Origin of the sequence: Spirosoma agri, from assembly GCF_010747415.1 — a bacterium.
GTDB classification, from domain to species: Bacteria; Bacteroidota; Bacteroidia; order Cytophagales; family Spirosomataceae; genus Spirosoma; species Spirosoma agri.
This window is the reverse complement of record NZ_JAAGNZ010000001.1, coordinates 1,155,532-1,180,963: the sequence shown is the minus strand read 5'-3', so window position 1 is coordinate 1,180,963 and position 25,432 is coordinate 1,155,532. Positions and strand designations below refer to the sequence as shown.

Here is a 25,432-nt window from a genome sequence, read left to right as displayed (position 1 = left end):
TAGGAGGACAAATCTAGTGGCCGCCCCTCAAAGAACAGACACCTGAATGTAAACTTTTTGCGCTCAATCGGGTTCTTCTTGTGACGACTTATTCGCTCAACGACAACGCAACGTTATGAAAATCAACCGAACCCTTAGCTTGCTGACACTCGGTGCCGTGTTGGCAGCAGAAGCCACCTGGGCACAGACTACGCCCACCGGAGCGGCTACGTCTACGACCTATCCGCAGGGCGCTATCGTTCCCGACTCAACATCAGGAAATTCGTCAAGAAGCCAGCGACGAGCCATGAAACGCACTAAAAAAGCCATGGAACAGAACGCGCGTACAAATGCCAATTCAGGTACTTCGACCAGCATTCAGGACGGTCAGTATCGGAAGAGTTCGTCCAGCGATGGCACCGCCATTAACAACAGCAACACGACAAACTATAACAGTAACAACGTTACCAACGCCCCTACCGGTGTCGGCAGCAACCCATCGACAATTACCACAACCACACCTGCTGATCAGGTGAGCAACGGGCAGAATAACTCGGCAGCCCGCAGTTCGGGAAGTAGTAGCGGAGGCAGCTATTCGCCAAATACCGGTGCAACACCATCGGGTACAAGTGTCAGCACGTCGGGTACGGGAGCGGCCGTGTCGGGTGCTCGTTCCAGCGAAGCACCGGCCGTAAAAGCCGGTAGCACCAATCGGAGCAGCAGCGTCGGCGACTTCATTTCGTCATCACCGAATTATACGACCCTGCAAAATGCCCTGCAATCGGCGGATCTGTTCGAAACATTGAAAGGGACCGGACCCTATACGGTCTTTGCTCCTTCGAACAGCGCCTTTAAAAAATTACCAACGAGCGCACAGAATGGCCTGCTGGAAGGCAGCAACCGTGAAGCGCTGAAGCAGCTACTCTCTTACCACGTAGTGCGGGGTGAAGTAGATATGGCCGAGCTGACCCGTCGAGTTAAAGCGGGGAATGGTAAGGCCGAACTGCAAACGCTGGCCGGCAGCACGCTAACAGCAAAACAAGGATCGAACGGTAGCATTGATCTGACCGACGATCAGGGCCATACGGCTTCGATCGATGCGGCTGATAATTACAAATCAGCGAACGGTGTCGTGCACAGCATCAATGTTGTGCTGATGCCCAAAGCTGGCGGAACTCTGTTCCGATAGGCAGTAAGCCGTGCTTGTAGATGGATGGTCCCGTTGACTTCGTGTTTTCGGGACCGTCCTTTTTTTGTCCATTCCATTTTTGTCTGTTGTGGACTAACCTACGACAAGGCTCAATACCATAACACCCCCCAACCCCGCCACCGACACCAGCGTTTCCATCACCGACCATGTTTTGAGCGTATCGGCCATCGATAGCTGGAAGTATTCGCGGAACAACCAAAACCCCGTATCATTCACGTGCGAAAACATCATACTGCCCGCACCGATACTCAGGACCATCAGATTCGGTTCAACACCCGAAACCGTTAGAAGCGGTGCCACAAAGCCTGCCGTCGTAATACCCGATACCGTCGATGAGCCTACGCACACCCGAATGATCGCAGCCATGCTCCAGGCCAGCACATAGGGATGCAAGGATGAATGTTGCATGAGATCGGCTATGTTCTGGCTTACCCCGCCATCGGTCAGCACCTGCTTCAACGCCCCCGCCCCGCCAAAAACCAGTAAAAGCATAGCAACTTCCTTTACAGAATCAGCCAGTAACGTGGTGACGACCGGCATTGACCGGTTGCGTTGCAGCCCCAATGTCACAATGGCAACCAGAACAGCAATCAGCATACTCACCGTGGGTTCACCAAGCGTTAGTAGTACTTGCCGGGTTGCTGACCCTTCGGCCAGGAAAGGGCTTAACACCGTACTCAGACCGATCAACAGAATAGGCAATAGAACGGTGAGGAAACTTACGGCTACCGAAGGCATCTGTTCATCCGTTAACTCAGCCGCCATAAACGCTTTGTTGGGCAGCGTCGTGTAACGTTTGAGCGTTGACCCAAACAACGCTCCTGAAATAAGGATAGCCGGAATCGAAACGAGTATACCATAGAAAAGCGTCAGCCCCATATCGGCATTAAACTGTTTGAGAATCGCCAGCGGAGCCGGATGCGGGGGCAGATACCCCTGCGTGACCGACAATGACGCCAGCATGGGCAGCCCTATATAGAGTGCGGGCAGTTTGTACCGGTAAGCGACCGTGATGACCAACGGAGCCAGCAGCATAAACCCCACCGAATAGAACAGCGGTAAGCCCACGATAAAGCCCGTCACCATAAATGCCCAGCGCGCGTTTCCTGGTTTCACCAGCGCCATCATGGTTACGGCGATCTGCTGAGCGGCTCCGCTCGTTGCCACGAGTTTCCCCAGCATAGCACCCAGCGCAATGATGCCCAGAATGGAACCCAGCGTACTGCCCATGCCTTTCTGCATCGATTCCAGTATGAACAGGGGCGGCATACCCAGGGCCAGACCAACACCCATCGAAACAAGCAGGAAAGACAGGAACGTGTGCAGCCGTACGTATGAAATCAGAACGATCAGAACGAGGATACCGAGACTAGTGATGAGCAGGGGCATAATCGCAGAAAGAGTGGCACGTACCGGTTTTACTACTTTACCAAATCAGTCAGCCCGTTTATCCCATCCTGTTTGTAGCAGTACCGGGCCGTTAGTTGGCCCAACGTTGGCCTGTTTGCTTGGGCCATCTATACTGGATCAGGCAATGCTTTTTAGAGGCTGATCTTCCTGAACGAATCACACTAAATCGGCCTAAAACTTCACTGGTTCCAGCAACAAGCGTACTAAGTATAAATACTCCCATTGACTTTTACACGCCCCCTATAATTGCTTAATGAAAGACACTATATGTTGATTTAATTATATTTTAATTCTTAAAATAATATTTTACAAATTGAGAATAGGATAGAATTAATATTTGGTCATATTCCAGGGTGAAGCAATATTGTTCGGGTCTTTTCTCCTTTCTAGTTTTGTCGAAGTGAACAAGTTTTTTTAACCTACGATTCGTTAGAAATGAGAAAAATTTTATGTCTGAGCCTGCTTTTGCTGTGCTCACTCTGGACGGCGGCCTGGGCTCAGGAGCGCCGGGTAATCGGCAAGGTTACGTCGGCGGAAGATGGATCACCCATGCCAGGGGTATCCATCGTTGTGAAGGGAACGAGTAGAGGAACGACAACCGACGTTAACGGGGTTTATGACATCTCGATACCATCGGCAAAAGGGACCGTGCTGATATTTAGCTTCGTGGGAGTCACTACTCAGGAGATCCCAATTGGCAACGAATCAGAACTAAACATAAGTCTGGTATCCGATTCGCGCTTACTGACCGAAGTTGTGGTAACCGGTAGCGGTATTGCTACCAGCAAGGCCAAATTGGGTATTGCCGTTGAAAGTGTTTCGGCAAAAGATCTGCCCCAAACGCCAACGGCTTCTATTGATCAGGCCTTGATCGGTAAAATTCCGGGAGCGCAGATTTCGTCGGTTAGTGGTAACCCCGGCGATCCCGTAAATATTCTGCTGCGTGGTATCAATTCCGTGCAGGGTGGTACAAAGCCGCTGATCATGGTAGACGGTATCCAGGTGGCAGCCACGGACATCAACTCACTGGACTTGAGCAACGTAGACCGGGTAGAAGTTGTTCAGGGAGCCGCTTCGGCCTCTATTTACGGAGCTCAGGGTGCCAACGGTGTTATTCAGGTATTTACGAAAAAAGGGAAGAAAGGGCGGATTGCCATTAACCTGTCGAGCAGCTATTCGGCGAATGAATTTCTGAACACGGGTAATGTGCACAAAGCGGAACTACATCCGTATCTGACGGATGCCAATAATAACCTCGTCAATGCTACGGGTGGTATAGTTAGCTACGACCAATACGGGTCAGTACCGGGCATTTCCTACCAATACGGCGGTGCAACGCGCTATGCCATTCAGGACATCCGAAATGTTGCGGATAAAGCCTACAATGCGAACCTGAAATACTACGATCACTTCAAGCAGGTATTTCAAACGGGAAGCACAACCAACAACACAATCAACGTTTCGGGTGCTTCCGAAAAAAGTGACTTCAACATAGCTGCGGCCAACAACCATACGGTTACACCAATTCTGAAAAACGGGTATATAGACAGAAGCAATCTGTCGGCCAATTTTGGTACGGAACTGTTTAAAGGGTTCACGATACGCTCGACAACCCAGCTGGTGTACACTAAGAATACGCTGAAACCAGGACTAGGTGCCGCAGGTGGTCAGTACTACGGACAGGGAAACTCGTTGGGTAACATTGGTTCAGTCTACGGCTTTCTCAATACCTCTCCCTTCTTTGATCTGACCGCCAAACTGGCCGATGGTTCGTATCCACGGCACCAGCAAGGGGATAGCTACTTGAGTATCAACGCGAGTAACCCATACTACAACCTCCAGTACACGGACGGTTTAGATAATAAGGTAGACGTTATTCAGAATTTCGATGCCAATTATAAGGTAAACAAGTTTCTGGAACTGGATGCCAAATACGGGATCAACTACCGGAACGAGAACGCCCGGTGGACGTATTACAACCAGACACAAAACGTAAACTCCACCTTTTATAAGAGTTATTCGTACAACTTTGTGAACAGTGGTAGTGGCGAAATTAATAACTGGCAGTACAACACGACCTTCCAGAATTTTTTAGGCACCGCCTTCATTCGGACTAATTTTCAGGACGATTTTCATATCAACCTGCCAATCGAAACCAGTACGCAGATTTCGTTCGACTACCGGAAAAACCGGTATACCGAGTACGACACCTATGGCACAGGCTTAGGAACCGCCCCCCCTTACAATATCTCGTCTACATCGAAACAGGCCGTGGCACTTGATTACGTCAAACCGTTTGTGACGTATGGTTATCTGGTCAACCAGAAAGTTGATTTTGGTGAGTATGGCGGTGTTACGGCTGGGTTCAGAACAGACTGGTCTTCCGCGTTTGGTGCTGGTTCGACGCCGTTCACATTCCCGCACTTCGACGGTCACGTTGCACCCCTGTCGTTCTTCAAAGGCAATCGTCTGTCGAATACGCTGACGTACTTCAAGTTAAGAGCAGCCTATGGTGAAGCGGGTATTCAGCCGGGTGCGTTTGACCGGTATCCTGTTTTGAATCAGCAAAATCTAGGTACGGGCCTTGTCTATTCGATTCAGACCACCAGCAATAATCCAAACCTACAGGTGGAGGTATCCAAAGAGTTTGAAGCCGGTACCGACTTTACGTTGGGGGGTAATTCAAACCGGACGTGGTTGAACTCTATTTCGGGTTCGTTCACATACTGGAAACGTTCGAGTGCAAACGTGATCTATACGGTTAGCGTACCACCATCGACCGGCGCAACGGGCCAGTTGACGAACGCGATCAATATGTCATCGAACGGGGTACAGTTTCAATTGACGCTGCCGGTCTACAAATCCCGGAATTTCAAGTGGGACTTCACGACCAACTTCGGCCATCAGATTTCGAAGATCGATGCCATTGCCGGTGGTGCCGATATTATTTTATCGTCGGCAGCAGGTAGCACGGCTTTGGTTCTGACGCCGGGTCAACCAATTGGACAGATTTACGGTTATAAAGCCCTGACGAGCTTCGATTACGTAAACAAAGAAGGGGCGCGGTATATACCCCAGTCGGACGAAGGGAACTACACGATGGTAAACGGGCGTGTTGTACGCAAGTCTGATTACCAGATTATGTTTACCAACCAGACCTATTCGTTTGGTAATCCCAGCCCGAAATTCAACGCTTCGTTTATCAACGGATTTACGTTCAGGGACTTCCTGACCTTTAACTTCCAGATCGACTGGGTATACGGCAGCCACCTGTACAACCAGACGAAAGAATGGATGTACCGCGACGGCATCCACGGCGATTTTGCTCAACCGGTAACCATCGATGGCAAAACAGGTGCTTATTCGGCCTATTGGTCCAGTGCTTACTATGCACTCTGGGGAAGCACACGGGGTGCGGGCAACAATGCCACGAAAGACTTCTTCTATGAAGATGCTTCTTTCGCCCGGCTGCGCAACGTATCGCTGGCGCTGGACGTAGCCAAACTCGTCAAACTACCGTATCTCAACAAGGTTCAGTTGGTGCTGACCGGCCGGAACCTCTTTACGCTCACGAAATACACGGGCTATGATCCTGAAATTAGCTCAGGGTCGTCTAACTCATCATTCGACAGAGGGGTAGATCACAGTACACTGCCAAACACCAAGTCGTATCAGGTTGGCCTGAACATCGGGTTCTAATCGTTAACTTACCTTGAACATGAAACGGATCAATAACTATAAATTTCTCTACACTGCCTGTTTGACGGTACTCCTGCTGGGGGCGGTTTCCTGCAAAGAACAACTGGATGTCGGTAACCCCAACGCACCAACGTACGATGCTAACGTCAATACCGAAGCGGGCCTTATCAACTTCGCTCAGGGGGCCGTTTACATCAACGGGTTTGCGGGCAATGGTCAAGACAACTGGCTGGGAGACAGCTACTTTTCGCTACCCTGGGGCTATAGCGCGTTGATGGCCGACTTAGTTGGGGCCGATGCCTCGAACAACCAGGTAACAACCATTGGTCAGCCGGATTATATTCTTTTGGACGATGGCACGAAAGTAACGAACCCATCGCCACAGATCGGTATTATCCGGTCGTTCAACAGCCGGGCAGCAACCGGGGCGGGCAACAACCCCTTGTATTACCAGTGGACGAATATGTATTCGCTGAACAACGGCTGTAACCAGATACTGAGCCTGGTTGACGGGATCAAGTTTTCGGGAGATGCCGCTTCCCGGTCAAATACGATCAAAGCCTGGGCTTACTGGTGGAAAGGCTATGCCTATGCGTCGATTGGGTCCATGTATTACTCCGGTCTGATCAACGACAAAGCAGGAACGACCAATAGTGATTACGTGCTGCATGATGCCATCATCAACCAGTCGAACAGCTATTTTACGTTGGCAGCCACTACGCTGAGTGCGATCACCAGTGTCTCTGATTACCAGGCGGTTCTGGGAGCGCTGATCCCGTCGGATAGTCAGGTGGGACGTGGTGGTATACTTACGGTAGATATGTGGAAGCGGAATATCAACACGATGCTCGCCCGGAACATTCTGGTCAACAAACTGGCTCCTTTTGTGAAGGGGAATCCGAATGCGACAATCACCAAATCATCGACAACGGCGATGACAGCGGCTGACTGGACCAGCGTACTGAATCTGGTAACCAATGGCATTCAGAAGACGGATCTTGTCTTTACGGGCAGAAGTACAGCGTCTAATTACTTCTTCTCCCCTGCCGGGGGAACGGTGGCGTCGTTGGCTGCGGGGTCAAATACCAGCACGACGTTCCGAATCAGCGAACGGTTGATCCAGAATTTCAACGCGGGTGATAAGCGATTGACGAACAACTTCAGCACGACGACGACCTACAAAAACAATTATATCTATACGACACGGTATAGTTTGATTGATGGGGGCGCCGGAGCCGCTGGTGTGTACATGATGGGAAGCCGGACAGCGGGTGCCTATGAGCTGTATATTGCGGGTAGTTACGAGGAAAACGCGCTGATGCTGGCTGAGGCTAACATACGTTTAGGCAACATTGATGCGGGGCTGGCTTTTGTCGATGCGGAGAGAACCTACCAGGGTGCTGGCGTGGCAGCCGTTGCGGGAACCGGCTTATCCTTGTCAGGTGCCCTGACTGAGCTGACGCGCGAAAGACGGGTCGCCTTGTTTAGCCGGGGCTTGTCCTATTATGACAGTCGGCGCTGGGGTTGGACGTATGATATTGCCGTTGGCGGGGGAAGCTACGGAAATACGGTTGTAACGACGGCTGGCGCGGTCAATAAGAACGTCACCATCAACTACAACTTTATGGATTATTGGGATGTACCCGCCGACGAATCGGTGCTGAACGTACCTTCTTCCAGCGTTTCAACGACAAATCCTAATTACTAGCGCTCAGACCACGCGAGTGATGCCTACAGCGAGTAAGCTAAATCAGGCTGACGGCTTACCAGGAAAGCTCATTTAGCAAAGACAGCTACTTGTGCATAAAGAGGTTCTTCTTAGGCGGAAGAACCTCTTTATGTTGTACAGGCATCGGTAACGTCTAACGTCACCCATTGCACGGTGCGTATACTACTGATCATCAATAAAGTAGGCGAAGTTGCTCAGTAAAACCGTTGCGTAACCTATTGCGCCTTCTTTTCATGACGTGTGGTCAAGCGGCCTGGAACAGCCCTGGAGCGCGATAAGGCAATAAAAATAAGCGTAGGAATAGGGCACTAGTTCGCCTATGGATTTATACGACGAAATCAATTTTTTCGTTAAAAGCGGTAGCATCCTACTGTATTTTCAGTACATTGTTTTGTGATTGAGTCACGTTCTACCCTAAATGATTTTGTCTGGATTATAAGCTATACATGAGGAACTATTACGGTATTTTTATTTGCGGAGTCTTACTGGCTATGCTGCCGGTTCGATTATTGGCCCAGAGCCAGCGTATAACGGGTAGAGTAACATCGGTGCAGGATGGGTTACCAATTCCGGGCGTCAATATTCAGGTTAAGGGAACAACCACCGGAGCCAGCACCGACGCAAACGGAAATTATAGCATCACCGCTCCGGGAAGCACAGCCGTCCTGGTTCTCACCTCCATTGGTCTAATTACCCAGGAAGTCGCCGTTGGCAACCGTACGACCGTGAACGTACAAATGCAGGAAGCGATCAATGAACTGAGTCAGGTCGTTGTAACTGGCTACAACACAACCCAGCGCAAAGACATCACCGGTTCCATTGCGTCCGTATCTCCCGATCGGTTCAAGGATATTCCCGTTGCCAGCTTCGATCAGGCCCTGCAAGGGCAGGCGGCTGGTGTCCAGGTATCGCAGTCGTCGGGTACACCGGGGGGTGGATTGACGGTACGCATCCGGGGCAACACCTCTATTTCTGCTTCCAACCGACCTTTGTTTATTGTCGACGGCGTTCCTGTTGAAGATGGTAATTTGACTGGCCGCGATTTTGGTGGTCAGCAGGATAATGCCTTTTCGCTCTTTAACGCCAACGACATCGAATCAATCGAGGTCTTGAAAGACGCGTCGGCAAAGGCAATCTACGGATCACGGGCGGCTAATGGTGTTGTGATTGTAACAACCAAGCGGGGGAAATCGAACCAAAAAACAGGATTTACCCTTGACGTTCAGCGCGGTATGACTGATGTCGTTCGGCGGCCAGATCTGCTTAACTCATCCGAATTACTCGATTTACAACGGGAAGCAGTTACCAATGCCGGGCTCAACCCGGATAAATTGGGGCTGATAAAAGGCGTTACCGATGGCATCGATACCGATTGGGTAGACGCTGTGTTGCGAAAAGGCGTTTATCAGCAATACCAGCTGTCGACGCAGGGTGGCAACGACAAAACGCAGTTTTATCTGAGCGGCAGCTACCGCGATGAGCAGGGCGTTCAGGTCAACAACCAGTTTACACGCTACACAGGCCAATTTAAGTTCGATCACAAAGCAACCCAAAAACTTTCATTCGGCACGAACATGACCTTGTCACGCGCGTTCAACAAGCGGGTGAAAGGCGATAATTTCCTGGATGGGGTCTATTCGGGGGCCATGAAAAGTTTACCATATTATTCGCCTTATAATGACCAGGGCAAGCTCACCGTCCCCAACGATCCGGACTACCCCGGCTTCCCGAACTTCAACCCACTGGCACAGGCCGTTCTCCCCCGCTTCAATACCCTGACGGTCAAATTACTGGCGGGCATTTACGGAGAATACGAAATTATTCAAAACCTGCGCTTCCGGTCGAAGGTTAGTGTTGATTATAATAACGTAACCGAAGACAATTTCGAACCATCGACAACAGCCATTGGCGGCTTTCTGGCCAGCGTTGGCGGGCAGGGCTATGGCGATTTCGGCAACACCACCCTCTCGACGCTAATCAATACAAATACGTTGAACTATAGCTTTCAACTGGCCGAAAAACACCGATTTAATACGTTGGCCGGCCTTGAGATATTACAGCATACGGAGCGGTACGGCAACTTACAGGGCCGGCTATTCCCGAGTGATGATTTTACCTATATTACCTCTGCCGGTATCGTTGACCAGGGGACATCTACCTTTGTCAACAACGGATTGCTGTCGACCTTTGGCGAAGTTCGCTATGACTACGACGAAAAATACCTGGCAACGATCACGGCTCGTTACGATGGTTCGTCACGGTTCGGACAGCAGAAACGGTTTGGTCTGTTCCCGTCTGCATCGCTGGCCTGGCGAATTTCCAGTGAGAAATTCATGGAGTCATTCCGCTTTTTGAGCGATCTGAAAGTGCGGGCCAGCTTCGGATTTACCGGAAACGAACGCATTGGGGACTATCAGTTCCTGGGAACGTGGGCCTCCACTACCTACAGTGGAGCAACAGGTATCGGCCCGGCTACGCTGGCCAATCCACTGCTGCAATGGGAGCGCACCCGCGAAGCCAATATTGGACTAGACGCATCGTTCTTCAGCGGCCGTCTGAACCTGATCATTGACGCATACGATAACCTGACGAACAAACTTCTGTTTGCGCAGCCCATTCCGCAAACGACCGGATTTAGTACGGTACAGGGTAATATCGGAAAAGTGGGTAACCGGGGGATCGAACTAACGATTTCGTCTGTCAATATGAATAAAGCTGTTCGCTGGACTACGGATCTGAATCTCTCGCATAATGAAAACAAGGTCGTCGAACTAGCGAGTGACGTACCCTTGTTCCGGGGCTATACGGGTAACGGCGTGGATAGAACCAATGTAATTTTGCAGGGTCAACCGCTGGGAACGTTCTGGGGACTCAAGTTTCTGGGTGTAGATCCTGCTACGGGCAATGCTATCTATGACGATAAGAACGGTGATGGCCGCATAACACCCGCCGACGGACAGGTAATCGGGAATGCGCAGGCCAAACTATACGGTGGCTTGACGAACCGGGTTTCCTGGAACGGTATCGATGTGAGTGCCTTACTTCAATTCTCGTATGGAAACAGTACGCTCAACCTGTCGAACGCTACCGCGCTGCTGAATACCGGTGCTGACATACAAAACAATCAGTCTAAGCTGGCGCTCAAACGCTGGAGAAAAGAGGGCGACATTACCAGCGTACCGAAGTACGTATACCAGGACACCTACAACAACTACCTTAGCAGCCGCTTCGTAGAAGATGGCTCATACCTGCGTCTAAAGAATGTATCTCTTGGCTATAACTTGCCAAAGAAATGGACTAACAAGTATAAGGTTGGTAATGTCCGACTCTATGCCTCAGCGACAAATCTGCTAACCTGGACACGGTATTCGGGGGCTGATCCAGAAGTGAGTACGCTCGATGGTTCAACCACCTCACAGGGCATTGACTTTTTTACGTTTCCTCAGGTAAAAACCGTGCTGGCAGGACTGACACTCACGTTCTGATCCGCACGGACTCGACAATTAGCGCAACTTTTGATATGATTCGCTTTCTACGATATAGTATAGTACTTACCTTGTTCAGTCTGGCTTCCTGTGAGCAGGTACTTAACAAGGAGCCAGTGGCCCTGTTAGTTGATGATTTGGTCCTGAACGAACCGAACGATGTGCAGCCTGTTCGACTTGGTTTGTATAGCTCATTCCGGGGGATGGCCTCGCCAAACATGATTGCGGGCGATTTCACCGCTGATTACATTCAGCATAACGGAACGTTCACCGATTACCGGGAACTGGGCACCAAGCAAATTACAGCGGCAAACGGGGCCGTTGATGAGCTTTGGGTAAATCTGTACCGCACCATTTACGTGGCTAATTTTATTTTGGACAGGCTACCGCAGGTAAGTGGTGTTACGGAAGCCACGCGGAAACAGGTCTCTGCCGAAGCGAAGTTTATGCGCGGCTGGGCTAACTTCATTGGTGCGTACACCTACGGGGATATTCCAAAAGTAATAACGACCGATCAGGCAACGAACCGTAATATAGGCCGAACGGCCAAAGCCGACATTCTGGCTTCGGTACTGGCTGATTACCAGGCAGCTCTCACCGATTTACCCTCCGTAGCCTCTGGATCAACGGACGTAACCACGAATGCGACCTACATCAATAAACTGAATTGCCAGGCAGCTATGGCCCGGTATTATCTGTACATGAAAAACTGGGCACTGGCGGAACAGATGACTTCAACTGTAATTAGTGCGGGGGTATATACCCTGCTAACCAATTACTCCGATATTGTTCTGAGAGACTTTACGGCTGAATCTGTTCTTGAAGTTGGTTACAATCTCACCGATGATCCGGGAACCAGTAGCTATAGCTTAAATAACCTGTATGTGAGCCGCCGGGAGGTTATTCCATCGAATCAGATCGTTGCTGCTCTTACATCGGCGGAATCGGGTACACGCAGTGCTACGATTGGCTTCAGCGTTCAGAACCTGAAAGGAAATGACAACGGCTGGACGGTACTTAAATACGGTACAGCTTCGGAGGATAACAACAACATTGTCTTAATGCGGCTCGCCGAACTGTATCTGATCCGGGCCGAAGCCCGTGCTCAGCAGGGAAAACTGACCGGTACCAGCGGAGCCATTGCCGACATCAACGTGTTGCGTACCCGTGCCAAAGCACCAGCGGTTGCCGTATCTGCCCAGGCCGATGTGCTGCTAGCCGTTGAACGGGAACGTGTTTATGAACTGGCGTTCGAAGGACAACGGTGGTACGATCTGGTTCGGACGGGGCGGGCGCAGGCAGTTATGTCCGCCTTCACGCCCAACTGGAACAGCCGCTACGAGCTCTGGCCTATCCCGCAGCGTGAGATCCAGCAAAACCCAAGCTTGAACCAGAATCCGGGTTACTAGATCTGGTCAGAGCGTGCTGGGTGTCAAAAGCCCTATAGGTTTACATTTCTTAAAATCGATTCAGTGAAGTCTACAATATGAAAGACCAAACTACATATAAACAATCGGGTAAACAGTATACCAGCCACCATTGGCTGGTGACCCTTCTTATGGTCGTGGCGGTTGGGTGGGTGTCGGGGGCCTGTGAGGAAGATCACGATTTGAACCGAACGTTCCAAGGACCGTACTTCGTCCGGTTCACCGATTCAACGCTAACGTACAAGGAAAGCTATAGCCAGCCGATTGCCATTCGGGTGCATAATGTTGGTCCGATACTAAGTCAGCCGATTACGATCAATTACAGCGTGAGCGGGACAGCGCGCGAAGGAAAGGACTATAGTATTGTCGGCACGAAAGGGACGGTGATCATCCCAGCCAACAAGAGCTTCGGCGAAATTTCCGTAAAACTGATCAATAATGCCAACAATATCCTGGACTCCCAATCGCTCACCTTTACACTGACGGGTGTGCAACCCAACACCTTACAGGTCGGTTTTGGTACGGGCGAAGTACCCATAGGTAGAAGGTTTACGCTGACAATCAAAGACGACTGCCTGTTCGGCGGTTTTTATACGGGAAGTGGCGTCGTAGCAGGAAGAACAGCAACGGTGCCAAATGTTGAGATAACCAGCACCGATTGTAAGCAGTATACGCTAAGCAACTGGAACATCGGTCTGATTAATTTTGTGGTTGTAGGCAACAGTACTTTGTTCGGGTTCAATGCCGAAAAGCCAGCGTTAATTTTTACGGATAATGGTGATAACTCACTGACTGTTCCTTCGCAGGCAAACGACGCGCTTGGCACAAATGGAGCACTTAGCGGAACCGGAGCCTGGAATCCACGTAATCGCCAGATCACCCTGAACCTTCAGGCAAAAGTCCGGATCGGGATGACGAGTAATTCGGTGACTACCTATCGGGACACCACACTTCTTTTTACACAGACGTACACACCCCAATAAACCGTTCGACACGCTGCTTTATGCGATACTTTTTACGCTTTCTGCTCATTCCGAGTATAGTTGGCTGGCTGCTTGGGGGATGTTCCGAAAAAATTGAACCCAAACCCACCACCTATAGTCAACTGCTGACTGGCACCGAAAAAAAATCATGGAAGATGGTCTCTTTACAGGTTTTTGATAGTGGTACCGGATCAGGAGTCATTCCTGTCAATCAGAGTGGTATCGATCCTTGCATCTATGACGATCTGATCACTTTCTACGCCAACGCCGAGCACAAACTCGAAGCGAGTGAGGGCGCTACCAAATGCTCATCATCGGCATCCGATATCTACCTAACGGATAGCTGGGATCTGGTCAATGCCAATGCTACGCTGGCGTTCTACATTCCGGTTCTGGATGGTAAGTACCTGGCTACAGTAAAAACCCTGACGGCTACCGTTTTAACCGTAGAACTTTACTTTGGTGATATCGATGCCAGTTATCGGTTCACATTCAATTCTGTTACTACCAAATAGGCGTATGTTCCGATTACTACTCAGCCTGTCACTTCTCTTTATTTGCAGCCAAGCAATCCAGGCTCAGGATCCGCTTGGGCCACCGGATAAATGCGCTACCATGCAAATGGACAGTGCCTTACGTGCCAAATACCCACAGCTGGGCACACTCAACGATTTTGAACGGCAGCTGCAACTCAAAATGGTTGAACTTAAGAAGCGAATGGCCGCCAGCCGCCAGACAGCAACGGTTATTACCATTCCAGTTGTTGTTCACGTTGTGCATAATGGCGAAGCAGTTGGCTCGGGCCGAAACATCAGTGCCGCCCAGGTGCAGTCGCAGTTGGAAACGCTGAATGAGGATTACCGCCGGAAAGCGGGCACACCGGGTTTCAACGCGAATCCGGTTGGCGCGGATATCGAAATTGAGTTTTGTGCGGCAGTGGTCAATCCTCAGGGGCAGACGATGGCCGAACCGGGTATTGATCGATACAATGGCAACCGCGCTAACTGGAATATCAACGACACGGACGGTATCCTTAAGCCAGGTACATACTGGAATCCCGACAAATACTACAACATCTGGGTGCTGGAACTCAATGAACCCGTGGCCGGAGGAGGTAGCGTCCTTGGCTATGCGCAGTTTCCGAGCCAGTCTAATCTGGCGGGTATTCCAACCAGCAGTCCGGCCAGTACCGATGGTGTCGTGATCGATTACCGGTCGTTTGGCAATGCCAGCAAAGGTAATTTCCCGACCATGCGGAACACCTACAATCTGGGTCGCACCTTAACGCACGAAACAGGTCACTGGCTGGGTCTGCGCCATATCTGGGGTGATGCTAACTGCGGTGATGATTTTTGTGCCGATACGCCCCCGCAGGCATCGGCCAGTAGTGGCTGCCCAACGGGACGAGTTAGTTGCGGCAATGCAAACATGGTGCAGAACTACATGGACTATTCCAATGATGCCTGCATGAATATCTTTACGCTGAACCAAAAAGACCGGATTCGGGCCGTGATGGAAATCAGTCCGCGCCGAAATACCCTGCTCACGTCTAACGTTTGTGGCACGCTGGTAGCATCTCGCCCTACATCAAACTTTCAAGCCAATACGCGAAAAGTATTGCTCGGCGGACAGGTTCGCTTTACTGATATTTCGAGTGGATTTCCGACTAAATGGGAATGGACCTTTGAGGGCGGCACACCGGCTACCTCAACCGAGCAGAACCCAACGGTAACGTACAATCAGCCCGGTAAATTCAAAGTAACGCTGGTCACGTCGAATGCCATTGGCACATCGGACCCGCTGGTTCGCACCGAATACATCGAAGTGCTGAATCAGGGTTTATGCGCCGAGGTCACCAACTTCAGCGGAACACCTACCGTCATACGAGAGCCTGGCGGAACGGGTTATCTGGCGGGCCAGAACAGCAAACGGGCACAGGCCGTTTCGGAATTCTTCGACAACACGTTGAGCTATAATAATCTGGCAGGTGCATCCCTAAAATTTGGTGTGGCCAAAGCCGCCCGAGGTGCCGCTACGGAATCAGTCGTGACGGTAACGGTCTGGAATGGTCGCGGTTTTCAGAACGGCCCCGGCGCTATTCTGGGTCAAAAAGACGTTCCGTTGCGAACTATTCTTGATGATGTAGCCAACAACCGCCCTACAACCGTGACGTTCGACAAAAATGTGCCGCTCTTCGGCTTATCGTACCATGTTGGGGTTCTCCTACCCTATGCCGCTGGTGACACTGTTGCGCTGGTCACGTCTCAAAACGGGGAATCGTTGTTTGCCACGGCCTGGCGGCAGAATCAGAAAGGTGACTGGCTGCGCTATGCCGATAGTCTGGGCATAAACGTTTCGCATAACATTACCGCCCGCATCGGCATGAAGCCATCGGTACAGGTAGCGTCGTCGTCGCTGTTTATCGATCCGGGCCAGACCGTTACGCTGAACGCGACGGGAGCCAGTGTATTCACGTGGTCCGGTACTGGGCTGAACACCACCCTGGGTCCACAGGTCGTGGCACAGCCAACGCAAACGACGTCGTACACCGTATCAGGCTCAGGCGTTGACCTTTGTACAGCCCAGGCGACAGTGCGCGTCAATGTGCGGACAGGAACCGTTACGGCCACCAACCCGCTGGTCGAGCAGGCAATGACCGTAACGCCGAACCCCAGCGATGGGTTGATGACCGTATCCTTCAGCAGTCCGTTAAGAGGGGCGCTGACACTGGCCGTCCGGAACCTGAACGGCGTCGAGATTGTCCGGCAGGCGCATCAGAAAACGACCGATACCTTCGAGCAGTCGCTCAACCTGCAATCGGCTTCGGGTGGCGTTTACTTCGTGGAAGTGCGCATTGGTGAGCAGATATTCAGGAAGCGGGTAATAAAAAACTAAGCAAGTCAGCATTCGTAGTCGTTAAACGCTAACTCAGCCCGGTCGTCTTTTCACAATGAAGAGACGACCGGGCTGAGTACTAACACTAATAACCAACCGTATACGTTTTTAGTTACCACTTGATTAAGGACATCTGATCGTAACTAGCCAGTTAAGAATGAACCAACTCGTTGCCGCTCAACGTAATCCACATTTGTTGCAGGAAGATATTCTTCTTCGTTCATACGATCAGCTCCAAACCGCTCTCAGTATAGGAATGATTGCGACCTGGTTCTGGAACATTGGCAGCGACCGGGTTTACGGCGATTCGAACCTATTTCAACTGTTTGGTATTCAGGGATTACCAACCGAGGACGGGTTACCCTTGAACACATTCACCGATGCTATTCATGCTGACGACCGTTCGCTTGTTGTACAGCTCATTGAGGATGCGATGCGACTCAATCGGACCTATGAAGCGGAGTACCGCATCGTTACCGGAACGGGCACCATAAAGTGGGTACTCGCCCGTGGTCGGTTAGCTTACACGGACCAGAACGAACCGAGCATCTTTTCAGGGGTGCTGGTCGACGTCACCGACCGCAAAAAAGCCGAAATTCATGCCCAGGAAGTTGAAGGGCGACTACGACTCGCTATCGAATCGGCCAAATTAGGCACCTGGGAACTGAACCCGATCACAAATGAGCTGACCTGGTCAGATCGAACGAAAGAACTGTTTGGGCTACCCGTAACGGCATCGGTCGATTATCCCACCTTTATCCAGGGTATTCATCCAACTGATCGGGACCGGGTAGAGCGAACGATTCAGGATTCGCTGGAATCCGGTAGTGGTGGTCATTACGCAATCGAGTACCGCACGGTGGGCCTCAACGACGGTAAAATTCGCTGGTTACAGGCAAATGGACAGGCCTTCTTCGACGAACATGGTCAGGCAAACGGTCTTACCGGTACTGTCATCGATATTACAGCCAACAAACGGACCGAAGAGATTCTTCAGCAGCGCGTTGCCGAACAAACGCAGGTTCTGGAGCGTCAGACACACCAATTGCGAACCACGCTGGACGCATCACTGAACAGCATCATTGCCATGACGGCCATGCGGGACCAGACTGGTAGTATCGTCGATTTTATGATGGATACCGCGAACGAAGCGGTCATCAAAAGTAACTTCATGACACCCGATCAGATCATTGGTCGATCGTTGCTGACCGTGTTCCCGGGCAATCGCGAAAACGGTTTTTTCGACTTGTATATACGGGTAGTTACTAATGGTCAGGCAGAACAAAGTCTTCAGTATTACCGGGATAAATTTGGACTGGAAGGCTGGTTTGAGGTATCGGCGGTTAAGCAGGGTAACGATGGTGTTGTTGTCACCTATAACAACGTAACCGACCGAAAAAAGGTCGAAATAGCCGCTCAGCAACAGGAAAATGAACTAAAGGAGGCTGTTGCTGAACTGAAACGGTCTAACGAAAATTTGCAGCAGTTTGCCCAGATAGCCTCCCACGATTTGCAGGAACCGCTCCGACGGATTCAGGCATTCAGCGATATGCTTCAAAGCCAGTTTGTGGACAATCTGTCGGATGGTGAGAAGGATATGGTTCGCCGGATTCAGAAATCGGCCCGGCGTATGCAGATGCTGATCAGGGACTTGCTCGCCTATTCGCAGCTGACTACGCAGCGGGAACCGTTCTCTCCCGTTTCGCTGACCAGTGTGCTCACCGATGTTATCAGCGATCTGGAGATGACCATAACGGAGAAGAAGGCATCCATTGATGTAGCCCCTTTACCGGTTGTCCTGGGAAGCACATCACGACTGCGCCAACTTTTCCAGAACCTGATCATCAACGCACTTAAATTCTCGAAGCCCGATCAGGTGCCCATGCTACAGATACGGGTAGAGCCAGCTCAGGCCCACGACCTACCTCCTCGACTGCACGACCAGCAGGAGTCGCCGTTTTGGCTTATTACCATTATAGATAATGGCATCGGTTTCGACGAAAAGTATAAGGATCGGATCTTTACGCCTTTCCAGCGATTGCACGACCCAACGAAGTACAGCGGTACCGGCATTGGTCTGGCTATTTGCCAGCGTGTCGCCGAAAGTCACGGTGGAGCTATTGACGTAACAAGTCAGCCCGGCGCGGGATCGACGTTCAGGGTGTTCCTGCCAGTTGCCGACACCAACCCTGACTAACTTCTGAATTTGCGGTTACTCTTTCGTTTGTTGAAAAACAGTTTGGTAAGCGGTAAAGGCATGCTTGGCCGATGTTACAACCTCGTCTGGAAAGTCAACTCCGCGCTGAACCAGAAATGCGCTAAAGGTTCGCCAGCGGGTTCCGGTTTCCGAGCCATATCCCCGGAAGAAACGCGCATGCGTCAGTAAAGGCAGCACAGCCTGATTGTGCTGGAGCATTTTCCAGATAACCGTACCGCCCAGCATCGATCCTTCGCCAACGTAGGCCGCGCCGAGTAATTCAACGGGCGACCAGTCCGCAAATAAATTGACTGACTCCTGAGGTTCCGGTACATGCAGAGCAGCCAGATCAGCGAGTAGCCACGGCGTCTTTTGCCGGTTTGTAGCGTCGTATTCCTGAAAAAATGCGGGGTAACGATCGATGGCTGACTCCAGTGCCCGATGAAACACCAGATGCGTTCGAAGCAAATGGCTGTATTTGCCAACTGTCAGCGTTCCGTTTTGCAGCGACTCGGTATAGAAAAGAACTTCTGTTTGCTCGTGTTCGGGTCGGGTTTCGTGCCGGAGCCGTTCGGGTAAGGAGATCATTTGCTGTAAATCCGGGTATTTCGTTCAAGCCAGAAGTCATACAGGTGAGTTAGTAGGGCTCCCGTATCCTGATACGTACCAGGCTTTACAACATAGGCGTTGATACCGGCTTCGTAAGCCGATCGAACATCACTCGGGCTATCGGAGGTACTAAAGGCAATAATGGGCAGATAACGCGTCCGGTCGTGCTGGCGAGCTTTGTGCACGACATCAATGCCACTCAATCCCACCAGATTGAGGTCGAGCAGCAACAGTTTCGGTAGCGGAGTCAGTTGCTGTTTGTATTTTCCCTGCCCCGCCAGATAATCAAGTGCTTCAGAACCGCTCGACAGAATTGTATACGTGACCGGCCGCCCCATTTTGTGCATCAGGCGACTGAATATATCCGCATCATTTTCATTATCTTCTACGTATAGAACGTCTATCATATCTACCATAGCCTAGCGTGTCTGTGTTGATGGCAATGAAACATAAAAAGACGTTCCCCGGTCAAGTTCGCTGTGAAACCAGATTTTACCCCCGTGCCGAATTACAATTCGTTTGACAATGGCTAATCCGACACCGGAGCCTTCAAAGGTCCGGGCATTTTCCAGTCGCTTGAACAAGTCAAACATTTTACCTGCCTGATTCATATCGAAACCAATACCATTGTCTTCTATCGAATAAATAACTTCGCCGTCAGATTGTTTTCCGTTTATACGAATAATAGCCTCTTTTTCTAACTGCGTGTACTTGGCGGCATTACTAAGCAGGTTGGTAAACAGCTGAATGGCCATCGTCTCATCAGCCACAATCGGGGGGGTATCGCCAATCGTGATGGTCAGCGAGCGATCTTTGGCGGTGATCATAATCTCTTCTCGGATGCCTTCCAGCAGCTGTTTCATGTCGATCGACTGCGTATTCAGCTCCGTGCGGCCCATTCGGGAATAGAACAGAATATGCCGGATAAGCGCCCGCATCCGTTCAGTTGAATCGATGACCTTCTGAAAGAGCGCTGTGGCGTCGGGGTTAAGATCCTGTCCGTATTCTTCCAGCAGGATTTCCGAATAACACCGGATCGAAGACAGTGGTGTCCGTAAATCGTGCGACACGGTGTAGCTGAAAGCATCCAGTTCATCGTAGGCTAGTTGCAGCCGCTGGTTCAGCAGCCGCACTTCATTCGCCTGTTTGGTAATGACCTGTAATACGTCTTCACGCAACTTGACGACGGCAGCCACCTCAGCCTCGGCCCACGCTTCCGACGTATTTCGAACGTTCTGCACCCAGGCGGCAAAGCTCGTTCGGGGACTGATTCGATGCTGACCATCGGCGTCAACCAAAATTGGCTTATCCGGATTTCCGGCCCACGTAACCTGCTGGATGCGCTCGGCTTTGAACCAGAAAATATATTCATTCAGCTCTTTCGACAGGATAATACTCAATAGCCCCGCTCCTACATGCCGGAATTTTTCGGCGGGAGGATACAAGTTAGGAAGCTGATCTGTTTGCAATATAGACTCCATATCGTTCTGCTTCAGCCAGTCGGCCAGCCCCCTGATCTCGTCGTCGTCGGGCGTCTGTCCAAGTCGGTAAACCGTGCCGTTGAACAACAGCGCGGCTCCCGTTCCCTTCGTCATATCCAGAATAGAAACCGGTTGCTTCGTCAGCGCCTTCACGATATTCTCATCGAGCAGGAGTTGTTCATGCAAATACTGTCCATTCTGACGGAAGTGGAGCAAACTGCTCTGGTCTTCTTCATCCTTGCGGAACTCCAGCGCCGTCGAAAGCAACTGGCTCACGAATTTAGCGGCCTGTCGTGCCGGATAATCGACAAAACGAGGAACGGTGTTGTGGCAGGAGACCAATCCCCACAACTCACCCCGGTACATGAGCGAAATGCTCATGGATGCCTGTACACTCATGTTAGTGAGGTACTCGATATGAATGGGCGACACTGCCCGAAGCACAGAGTGGGTGAGATCAAGGGGTTTATCGTTGGGCCAGTCTGGTTGCGACAGAATGCGGGAAGGCGTACTGGTCGTATCGGCAATCAGCCGAACCAGGTTGATTTTATACAGTTCGCGGGCCTGACGCGGGATATCAGACGCCGGAAAATGCAAGCCCATGTACGAATCCAGATGATCTTCTTTCGCTTCAGCGATGACATGGCCATGCCAATCTGGTTCGAACCGATAGACCATGACCCGGTCGAATCCAATGATTTTCTTGACCCGCTGGGCAGTATTCTGTAACAGATCGCTCAGCGTCCGACTCGCCTGCACCTCGGTTAGCGCCTGTGCAATCAACTGCTGATTCCGGGCTATATTATGCTCACCGACTGGCTCCCATTCAAGTACAATAAGGCCCTGATGCTGGTGAACGATCAGATTCCAGGATTTTCCGTTGACTGCGAACTGTTGCGGATTGAGTCCTTCCCATGATTCGCTTCGCCGACCCACATTCAGGAATTCGATCAGTGCATTGGCCGACAGACTGGAATTGGACAAGGCCTGATCGATAGGCAACCCCAGTAACTCATCGGCTGATTGACCGATCAGATCAGCAATATTATCGCTGGCGTGAACAATTGAGTAGGTATCCGGCAGAACAGCCAGCAGATAACCATATGATTGGATCGAACCGAGAATATGAATTGGTTCTCGTTCGCAATTAGTTAGATCAAACGTTGATGGAGTCATTCAGCAACAGTACGTTGGCATCTTATGTCAATCAGACTGGCAATCAAGTCATAGAACCAGTACTGATATTATCGTATCAATCGGCAATATAAGCATAGGTGCGGTCTATTTTATATAAACCTATTGACTGAATGATGGTTTTGCCCATGTCGTTTTTATTGGTTAAGTACCCAAGAAAGGTTACTGGTCTATGCGTCGGGCCATTCCCATTCCTGGGTGTATCAGTAGAACCGCAGCCAGCCATTCTTCTTTGTGCCTAACCGTTTGTTGCGTATGACGACCTCCGAGTTCTCCCGATTTTGGGCCACCCTTCTTCTGATACCTTTCCTGACTACGTGTTTTCATCAGCTCGCTGCCCAATCGGTTGATTCTATACATGTCGTGGCCCCCGGCGCTTCCGTACGTAAGATCTCAAGTCAGTTTACGTTCACGGAAGGCCCTACCGTCGATAAGAAGGGCAACATTTACTTTACGGATCAGCCAAACGACAAAATCTGGAAATATGACACCGACGGAAAGCTGGCTGTTTTTATGGACAAAACGGGGCGTTCCAACGGGTTATACATCGATAAGAAAGGCAATTTATTAGCCTGTGCAGACGAAAAAGATGAACTCTGGTCGATTAGTCCGGACAAGAAAGTTACCGTGTTACTCAGCAATTTTAAGGGCCAGCGCTTCAACGGGCCCAACGATCTGTGGCTTGATCCAAAAGGGGGTATTTACTTCACAGACCCGTATTACCAGCGTGATTACTGGGAGCGAAAAAAGCCTGACCTTGATGGCCAGAAGGTCTATTATCTGCCGAAAGGAGCCAACGAAGCGGTTGTGGTCGATGGCGATCTGATGCAGCCCAACGGTATTGTCGGAACGCCCGATGGCAAGTATTTATTCGTGGCTGACATTCGCGCCAATAAGACCTACAAATACCAGATCAATCCGGATGGTAGTCTGGCCCAGCGACAGCTTTACGTTTCGCAGGGTTCTGACGGCATGACGCTTGATAGCCAGGGCAATTTATACTTGTCGGGGCGGGGTGTTACGGTGTATGACACTTCAGCCAAAAAACTGGGTACCATTCCGGTTCCTTCCGGCTGGGTCGGCAATTTGTGCTTCGGGGGAAAAGACCGCCAGACGTTATTTATTACGGCTTCAGAATCCGTCTACACGCTTCAGATGCGGGTAAAAGGTATCGAGTAACCTGGGTGCTCTGGTTGAGGTATATCGATCTTAATCACAGAAACACGTGCAGGCTGTTTTGGCCGGTCCGGGGGCGAGTCGGTGCGTAACGGGGGTTGAATTGAGTGAATAAGCAATGACCAGTTCCTTTTCGTCGGCTGATAGCTGCCCCTTTACCTGAATAGGAACATTGCTGAAGCCCGCACCAGTGAACGAATGATAGCTTCCCCTGACCACGAATAGTTTGCTTTTAGTTAATTCCAGTGCGGGTAGCAGCAGGTATTCGCAACACATGCCCGACAGTCGATAGGCCCCCTGGTAGGGAGTCAGCGCAATACAGCCTTCGGACCAGGTGTCCGTTGGTAAAACGTCAACTGTTGTCCGGCAGCCCATCAATATGGTTACCAGTATGCTAAGTAACGAAAGTCCTGATTTCATGTTCTGCCGGTTATAGCATCAAGATTCCGTTTCACACCGATGCGTTGGAACTAGCAAGACTCTTTCCGACAGTAAGTTCACACTCGGTTGAATTCCCCGGAGCGGTTTCCTGTAAAAAAAGTCAGACTACCCCAATGGGATAGTCTGATCCGAATAGTGTAAGCTTCTTTTCTAGTTTATATACGGTAGAGATGAACGGCCAGATTTATTGAACTTTAGCTTCTGTTGCTTATTCAGCATTTATTTTCAGTCTTATAATTAATGGCATTTCGATGCAGAGGTTATTTGTCCGTGGCACGATCACGACGGAAAAACGGCTCATTTAGCGCATCGTCTCACCCGGATAGATATACTAAACTAAAGTATTGCCTATAAAATCACTAGTTTTTTTGTTGAAAATCCATTCCTACCCGATATTTATTGGCACATGCCAAGCCTAGACAGAGCAGCACTCGCGACGAGTGGAAACCAGTTGATGATGACCCCACGGATAACTCTGACAGCTAAAGAACTGGTCCGACATCTTGGACAACAGGTTCAGATTGACTCTGCCGGGCATCCTAAACATGGCGAGATTGGCCTTCTCAACTACGTCCGCGACCGAATAGATGGTAATTCGTTGACACCAACAGTAGGAATCTGTTTCGATGGTGATTCGATTCCACGCCTGATACCCTTGCAAAGTGTACGGTTACTACTGCGTCCACTGGCTAACCTGGCTGAACATGAAGCGAAACAATGTTTTCGGATGGGATACCCCTACTGGGACCAGCGGGAAGCCGTTAGCTTGATCCGGAGCGAAACACAGATTGATATCCGATCGGGCCCGATTAAGCTTGTCATTACCGAAGCAGGCGTCATAACGTCTGAGCGTTGGACCGACGGATTAGCCAGTCCGGCCCGCATCAACGTTCAGGCGTTGCTGAACTATCTGGATAGTCGGGGTATTGATACACGCAGTTATATCGATCAAGGGCTGGCGATAGCGGTATATAGATAGCTCTACCCGATAAAAGGCATCAACGTAAAAACGCCGGGCCTAATAAGCCCGGCGTTTTTTGACTATCTTCTTTTCCAAAAACCTTCCTAACAAAGTTAAGTAGTTCTGGGAGCGGTGGTGTTAAAAGGTGGTTAAGCTACGCACTGAACACAAAAAACAACCCGACACAATCGGTCGGGCGTTTTGCTTCATCTTGTTCATATTACCTATTCTATCACCAGTACGCGCAACGCCAGACAACCGTTGCGAACAGCTTAAAAACATGCCCGTTTCAAGTAGTGAAGCAACGTTTCGACAGCGGGTTAAGCTACAATAAGCAAGATTAGTCTGAGTCGTAGGATTCCATGCAGGCTAATGCGAGGAGTAATCATAAGAACTTAGCGGAGAACACGGCACGTACAGAAAACTTAAACCACTGAAGTATCCCGAAAACGCATACTACAATAGTTTAGTAACTATATATACACTAGTTGTATCATTTTTTTGACGGAATCAAAGATTGTGCCCGTTATAAGAATAATCCCGATGATCGTGGCAG

At 50.4% G+C, this 25,432-nt stretch carries 16 protein-coding genes; 11 read left to right on the top strand and 5 right to left on the bottom strand.

Annotation, left to right across the window (positions count from 1 at the left end):
• Positions 1–115 precede the first annotated feature (115 nt).
• Positions 116–1,168: a fasciclin domain-containing protein gene (locus tag GK091_RS04880; protein ID WP_164035481.1), complete on the top strand. Its 1,053-nt coding sequence runs from the start codon at positions 116–118 to the stop codon at positions 1,166–1,168.
• 93 nt (positions 1,169–1,261) lie between these two features.
• On the opposite strand, the gene GK091_RS04875 is transcribed toward GK091_RS04880, so the two are convergent.
• Positions 1,262–2,578, bottom strand: a complete 1,317-nt coding sequence (locus GK091_RS04875) for a gluconate:H+ symporter (RefSeq protein ID WP_164035480.1) — start codon at positions 2,576–2,578, stop codon at positions 1,262–1,264.
• 456 nt (positions 2,579–3,034) lie between these two features.
• Between GK091_RS04875 and GK091_RS04870 the strand changes: the two genes are divergently transcribed.
• The 8 genes from GK091_RS04870 (at position 3,035) to GK091_RS04835 (ending at position 19,014) form a co-directional block, all read left to right on the top strand.
• Entirely contained in the window at positions 3,035–6,298 is a 3,264-nt protein-coding gene (locus tag GK091_RS04870; protein WP_164035479.1) for a SusC/RagA family TonB-linked outer membrane protein, read from the top strand.
• A 19-nt stretch (positions 6,299–6,317) separates the two neighbouring features.
• Positions 6,318–8,006, top strand: coding sequence for a RagB/SusD family nutrient uptake outer membrane protein (locus tag GK091_RS04865; protein WP_164035478.1), 1,689 nt, complete (start codon positions 6,318–6,320; stop codon positions 8,004–8,006).
• Between the two features lie 467 nt (positions 8,007–8,473).
• Entirely contained in the window at positions 8,474–11,512 is a 3,039-nt protein-coding gene (locus GK091_RS04860) for a SusC/RagA family TonB-linked outer membrane protein (protein ID WP_164035477.1), read from the top strand.
• Positions 11,513–11,547: 35 nt separating this feature from the next.
• A complete protein-coding gene (locus GK091_RS04855) occupies positions 11,548–12,921 on the top strand; it encodes a RagB/SusD family nutrient uptake outer membrane protein (protein WP_164035476.1) in 1,374 nt (457 codons plus the stop codon).
• Positions 12,922–12,998: 77 nt separating this feature from the next.
• The gene (locus GK091_RS04850) at positions 12,999–13,922 is read left to right on the top strand and encodes a hypothetical protein (RefSeq protein ID WP_164035475.1); all 924 of its coding nucleotides are present in this window, start codon (positions 12,999–13,001) and stop codon (positions 13,920–13,922) included.
• 20 nt (positions 13,923–13,942) lie between these two features.
• Positions 13,943–14,437, top strand: coding sequence for a hypothetical protein (locus tag GK091_RS04845; protein ID WP_164035474.1), 495 nt, complete (start codon positions 13,943–13,945; stop codon positions 14,435–14,437).
• Between the two features lie 4 nt (positions 14,438–14,441).
• The gene (locus tag GK091_RS04840) at positions 14,442–16,817 is read left to right on the top strand and encodes a M43 family zinc metalloprotease (RefSeq protein ID WP_164035473.1); all 2,376 of its coding nucleotides are present in this window, start codon (positions 14,442–14,444) and stop codon (positions 16,815–16,817) included.
• 157 nt (positions 16,818–16,974) lie between these two features.
• Positions 16,975–19,014 carry a PAS domain-containing sensor histidine kinase gene (locus GK091_RS04835; RefSeq protein ID WP_164035472.1) on the top strand — a complete coding sequence of 680 codons (2,040 nt, stop codon included), beginning with the start codon at positions 16,975–16,977 and terminating at the stop codon, positions 19,012–19,014.
• Between the two features lie 15 nt (positions 19,015–19,029).
• Here the strand turns inward: GK091_RS04835 and GK091_RS04830 are convergent, their stop codons facing one another.
• The 3 genes from GK091_RS04830 to GK091_RS04820 are packed head-to-tail and all read right to left on the bottom strand — an operon-like array spanning position 19,030 to position 22,280.
• The gene (locus tag GK091_RS04830) at positions 19,030–19,602 is read right to left on the bottom strand and encodes a biliverdin-producing heme oxygenase (RefSeq protein WP_164035471.1); all 573 of its coding nucleotides are present in this window, start codon (positions 19,600–19,602) and stop codon (positions 19,030–19,032) included.
• Complete coding sequence (locus GK091_RS04825) at positions 19,599–20,039, bottom strand: response regulator (protein WP_317166272.1); 441 nt, start codon at positions 20,037–20,039, stop codon at positions 19,599–19,601. The genes GK091_RS04830 and GK091_RS04825 overlap by 4 nt, the downstream gene beginning before the upstream one ends.
• Before the next feature lie 3 nt (positions 20,040–20,042).
• The gene (locus tag GK091_RS04820) at positions 20,043–22,280 is read right to left on the bottom strand and encodes an ATP-binding protein (RefSeq protein ID WP_164035470.1); all 2,238 of its coding nucleotides are present in this window, start codon (positions 22,278–22,280) and stop codon (positions 20,043–20,045) included.
• A gap of 273 nt (positions 22,281–22,553) precedes the next feature.
• On the opposite strand from GK091_RS04820, the gene GK091_RS04815 reads away from it, so the two are divergent.
• Positions 22,554–23,477 (top strand): SMP-30/gluconolactonase/LRE family protein, encoded by a 924-nt coding sequence (locus GK091_RS04815; RefSeq protein WP_164035469.1) that lies wholly within the window; start codon positions 22,554–22,556, stop codon positions 23,475–23,477.
• A 30-nt stretch (positions 23,478–23,507) separates the two neighbouring features.
• Here GK091_RS04815 and GK091_RS04810 read toward each other — a convergent pair whose 3' ends face one another.
• A complete protein-coding gene (locus GK091_RS04810; RefSeq protein ID WP_164035468.1) occupies positions 23,508–23,894 on the bottom strand; it encodes a hypothetical protein in 387 nt (128 codons plus the stop codon).
• Positions 23,895–24,321: 427 nt separating this feature from the next.
• Between GK091_RS04810 and GK091_RS04805 the strand changes: the two genes are divergently transcribed.
• Positions 24,322–24,894: a hypothetical protein gene (locus GK091_RS04805; RefSeq protein ID WP_164035467.1), complete on the top strand. Its 573-nt coding sequence runs from the start codon at positions 24,322–24,324 to the stop codon at positions 24,892–24,894.
• The last annotated feature ends 538 nt before the right edge of the window (positions 24,895–25,432 follow it).

Coding starts and splice junctions, on each gene's coding strand:
- GK091_RS04875 (WP_164035480.1), bottom strand. CDS start 2,578: ATGCCCCTGCTCATCACTAGTCTCGGTATCCTCGTTCTGATCGTTCTG.
- GK091_RS04815 (WP_164035469.1), top strand. CDS start 22,554: ATGACGACCTCCGAGTTCTCCCGATTTTGGGCCACCCTTCTTCTGATA.
- GK091_RS04850 (WP_164035475.1), top strand. CDS start 12,999: ATGAAAGACCAAACTACATATAAACAATCGGGTAAACAGTATACCAGC.
- GK091_RS04855 (WP_164035476.1), top strand. CDS start 11,548: ATGATTCGCTTTCTACGATATAGTATAGTACTTACCTTGTTCAGTCTG.
- GK091_RS04835 (WP_164035472.1), top strand. CDS start 16,975: ATGAACCAACTCGTTGCCGCTCAACGTAATCCACATTTGTTGCAGGAA.
- GK091_RS04880 (WP_164035481.1), top strand. CDS start 116: ATGAAAATCAACCGAACCCTTAGCTTGCTGACACTCGGTGCCGTGTTG.
- GK091_RS04845 (WP_164035474.1), top strand. CDS start 13,943: ATGCGATACTTTTTACGCTTTCTGCTCATTCCGAGTATAGTTGGCTGG.
- GK091_RS04805 (WP_164035467.1), top strand. CDS start 24,322: ATGCCAAGCCTAGACAGAGCAGCACTCGCGACGAGTGGAAACCAGTTG.
- GK091_RS04865 (WP_164035478.1), top strand. CDS start 6,318: ATGAAACGGATCAATAACTATAAATTTCTCTACACTGCCTGTTTGACG.
- GK091_RS04870 (WP_164035479.1), top strand. CDS start 3,035: ATGAGAAAAATTTTATGTCTGAGCCTGCTTTTGCTGTGCTCACTCTGG.
- GK091_RS04825 (WP_317166272.1), bottom strand. CDS start 20,039: ATGGTAGATATGATAGACGTTCTATACGTAGAAGATAATGAAAATGAT.
- GK091_RS04830 (WP_164035471.1), bottom strand. CDS start 19,602: ATGATCTCCTTACCCGAACGGCTCCGGCACGAAACCCGACCCGAACAC.
- GK091_RS04840 (WP_164035473.1), top strand. CDS start 14,442: ATGTTCCGATTACTACTCAGCCTGTCACTTCTCTTTATTTGCAGCCAA.
- GK091_RS04820 (WP_164035470.1), bottom strand. CDS start 22,280: ATGACTCCATCAACGTTTGATCTAACTAATTGCGAACGAGAACCAATT.
- GK091_RS04860 (WP_164035477.1), top strand. CDS start 8,474: ATGAGGAACTATTACGGTATTTTTATTTGCGGAGTCTTACTGGCTATG.
- GK091_RS04810 (WP_164035468.1), bottom strand. CDS start 23,894: ATGAAATCAGGACTTTCGTTACTTAGCATACTGGTAACCATATTGATG.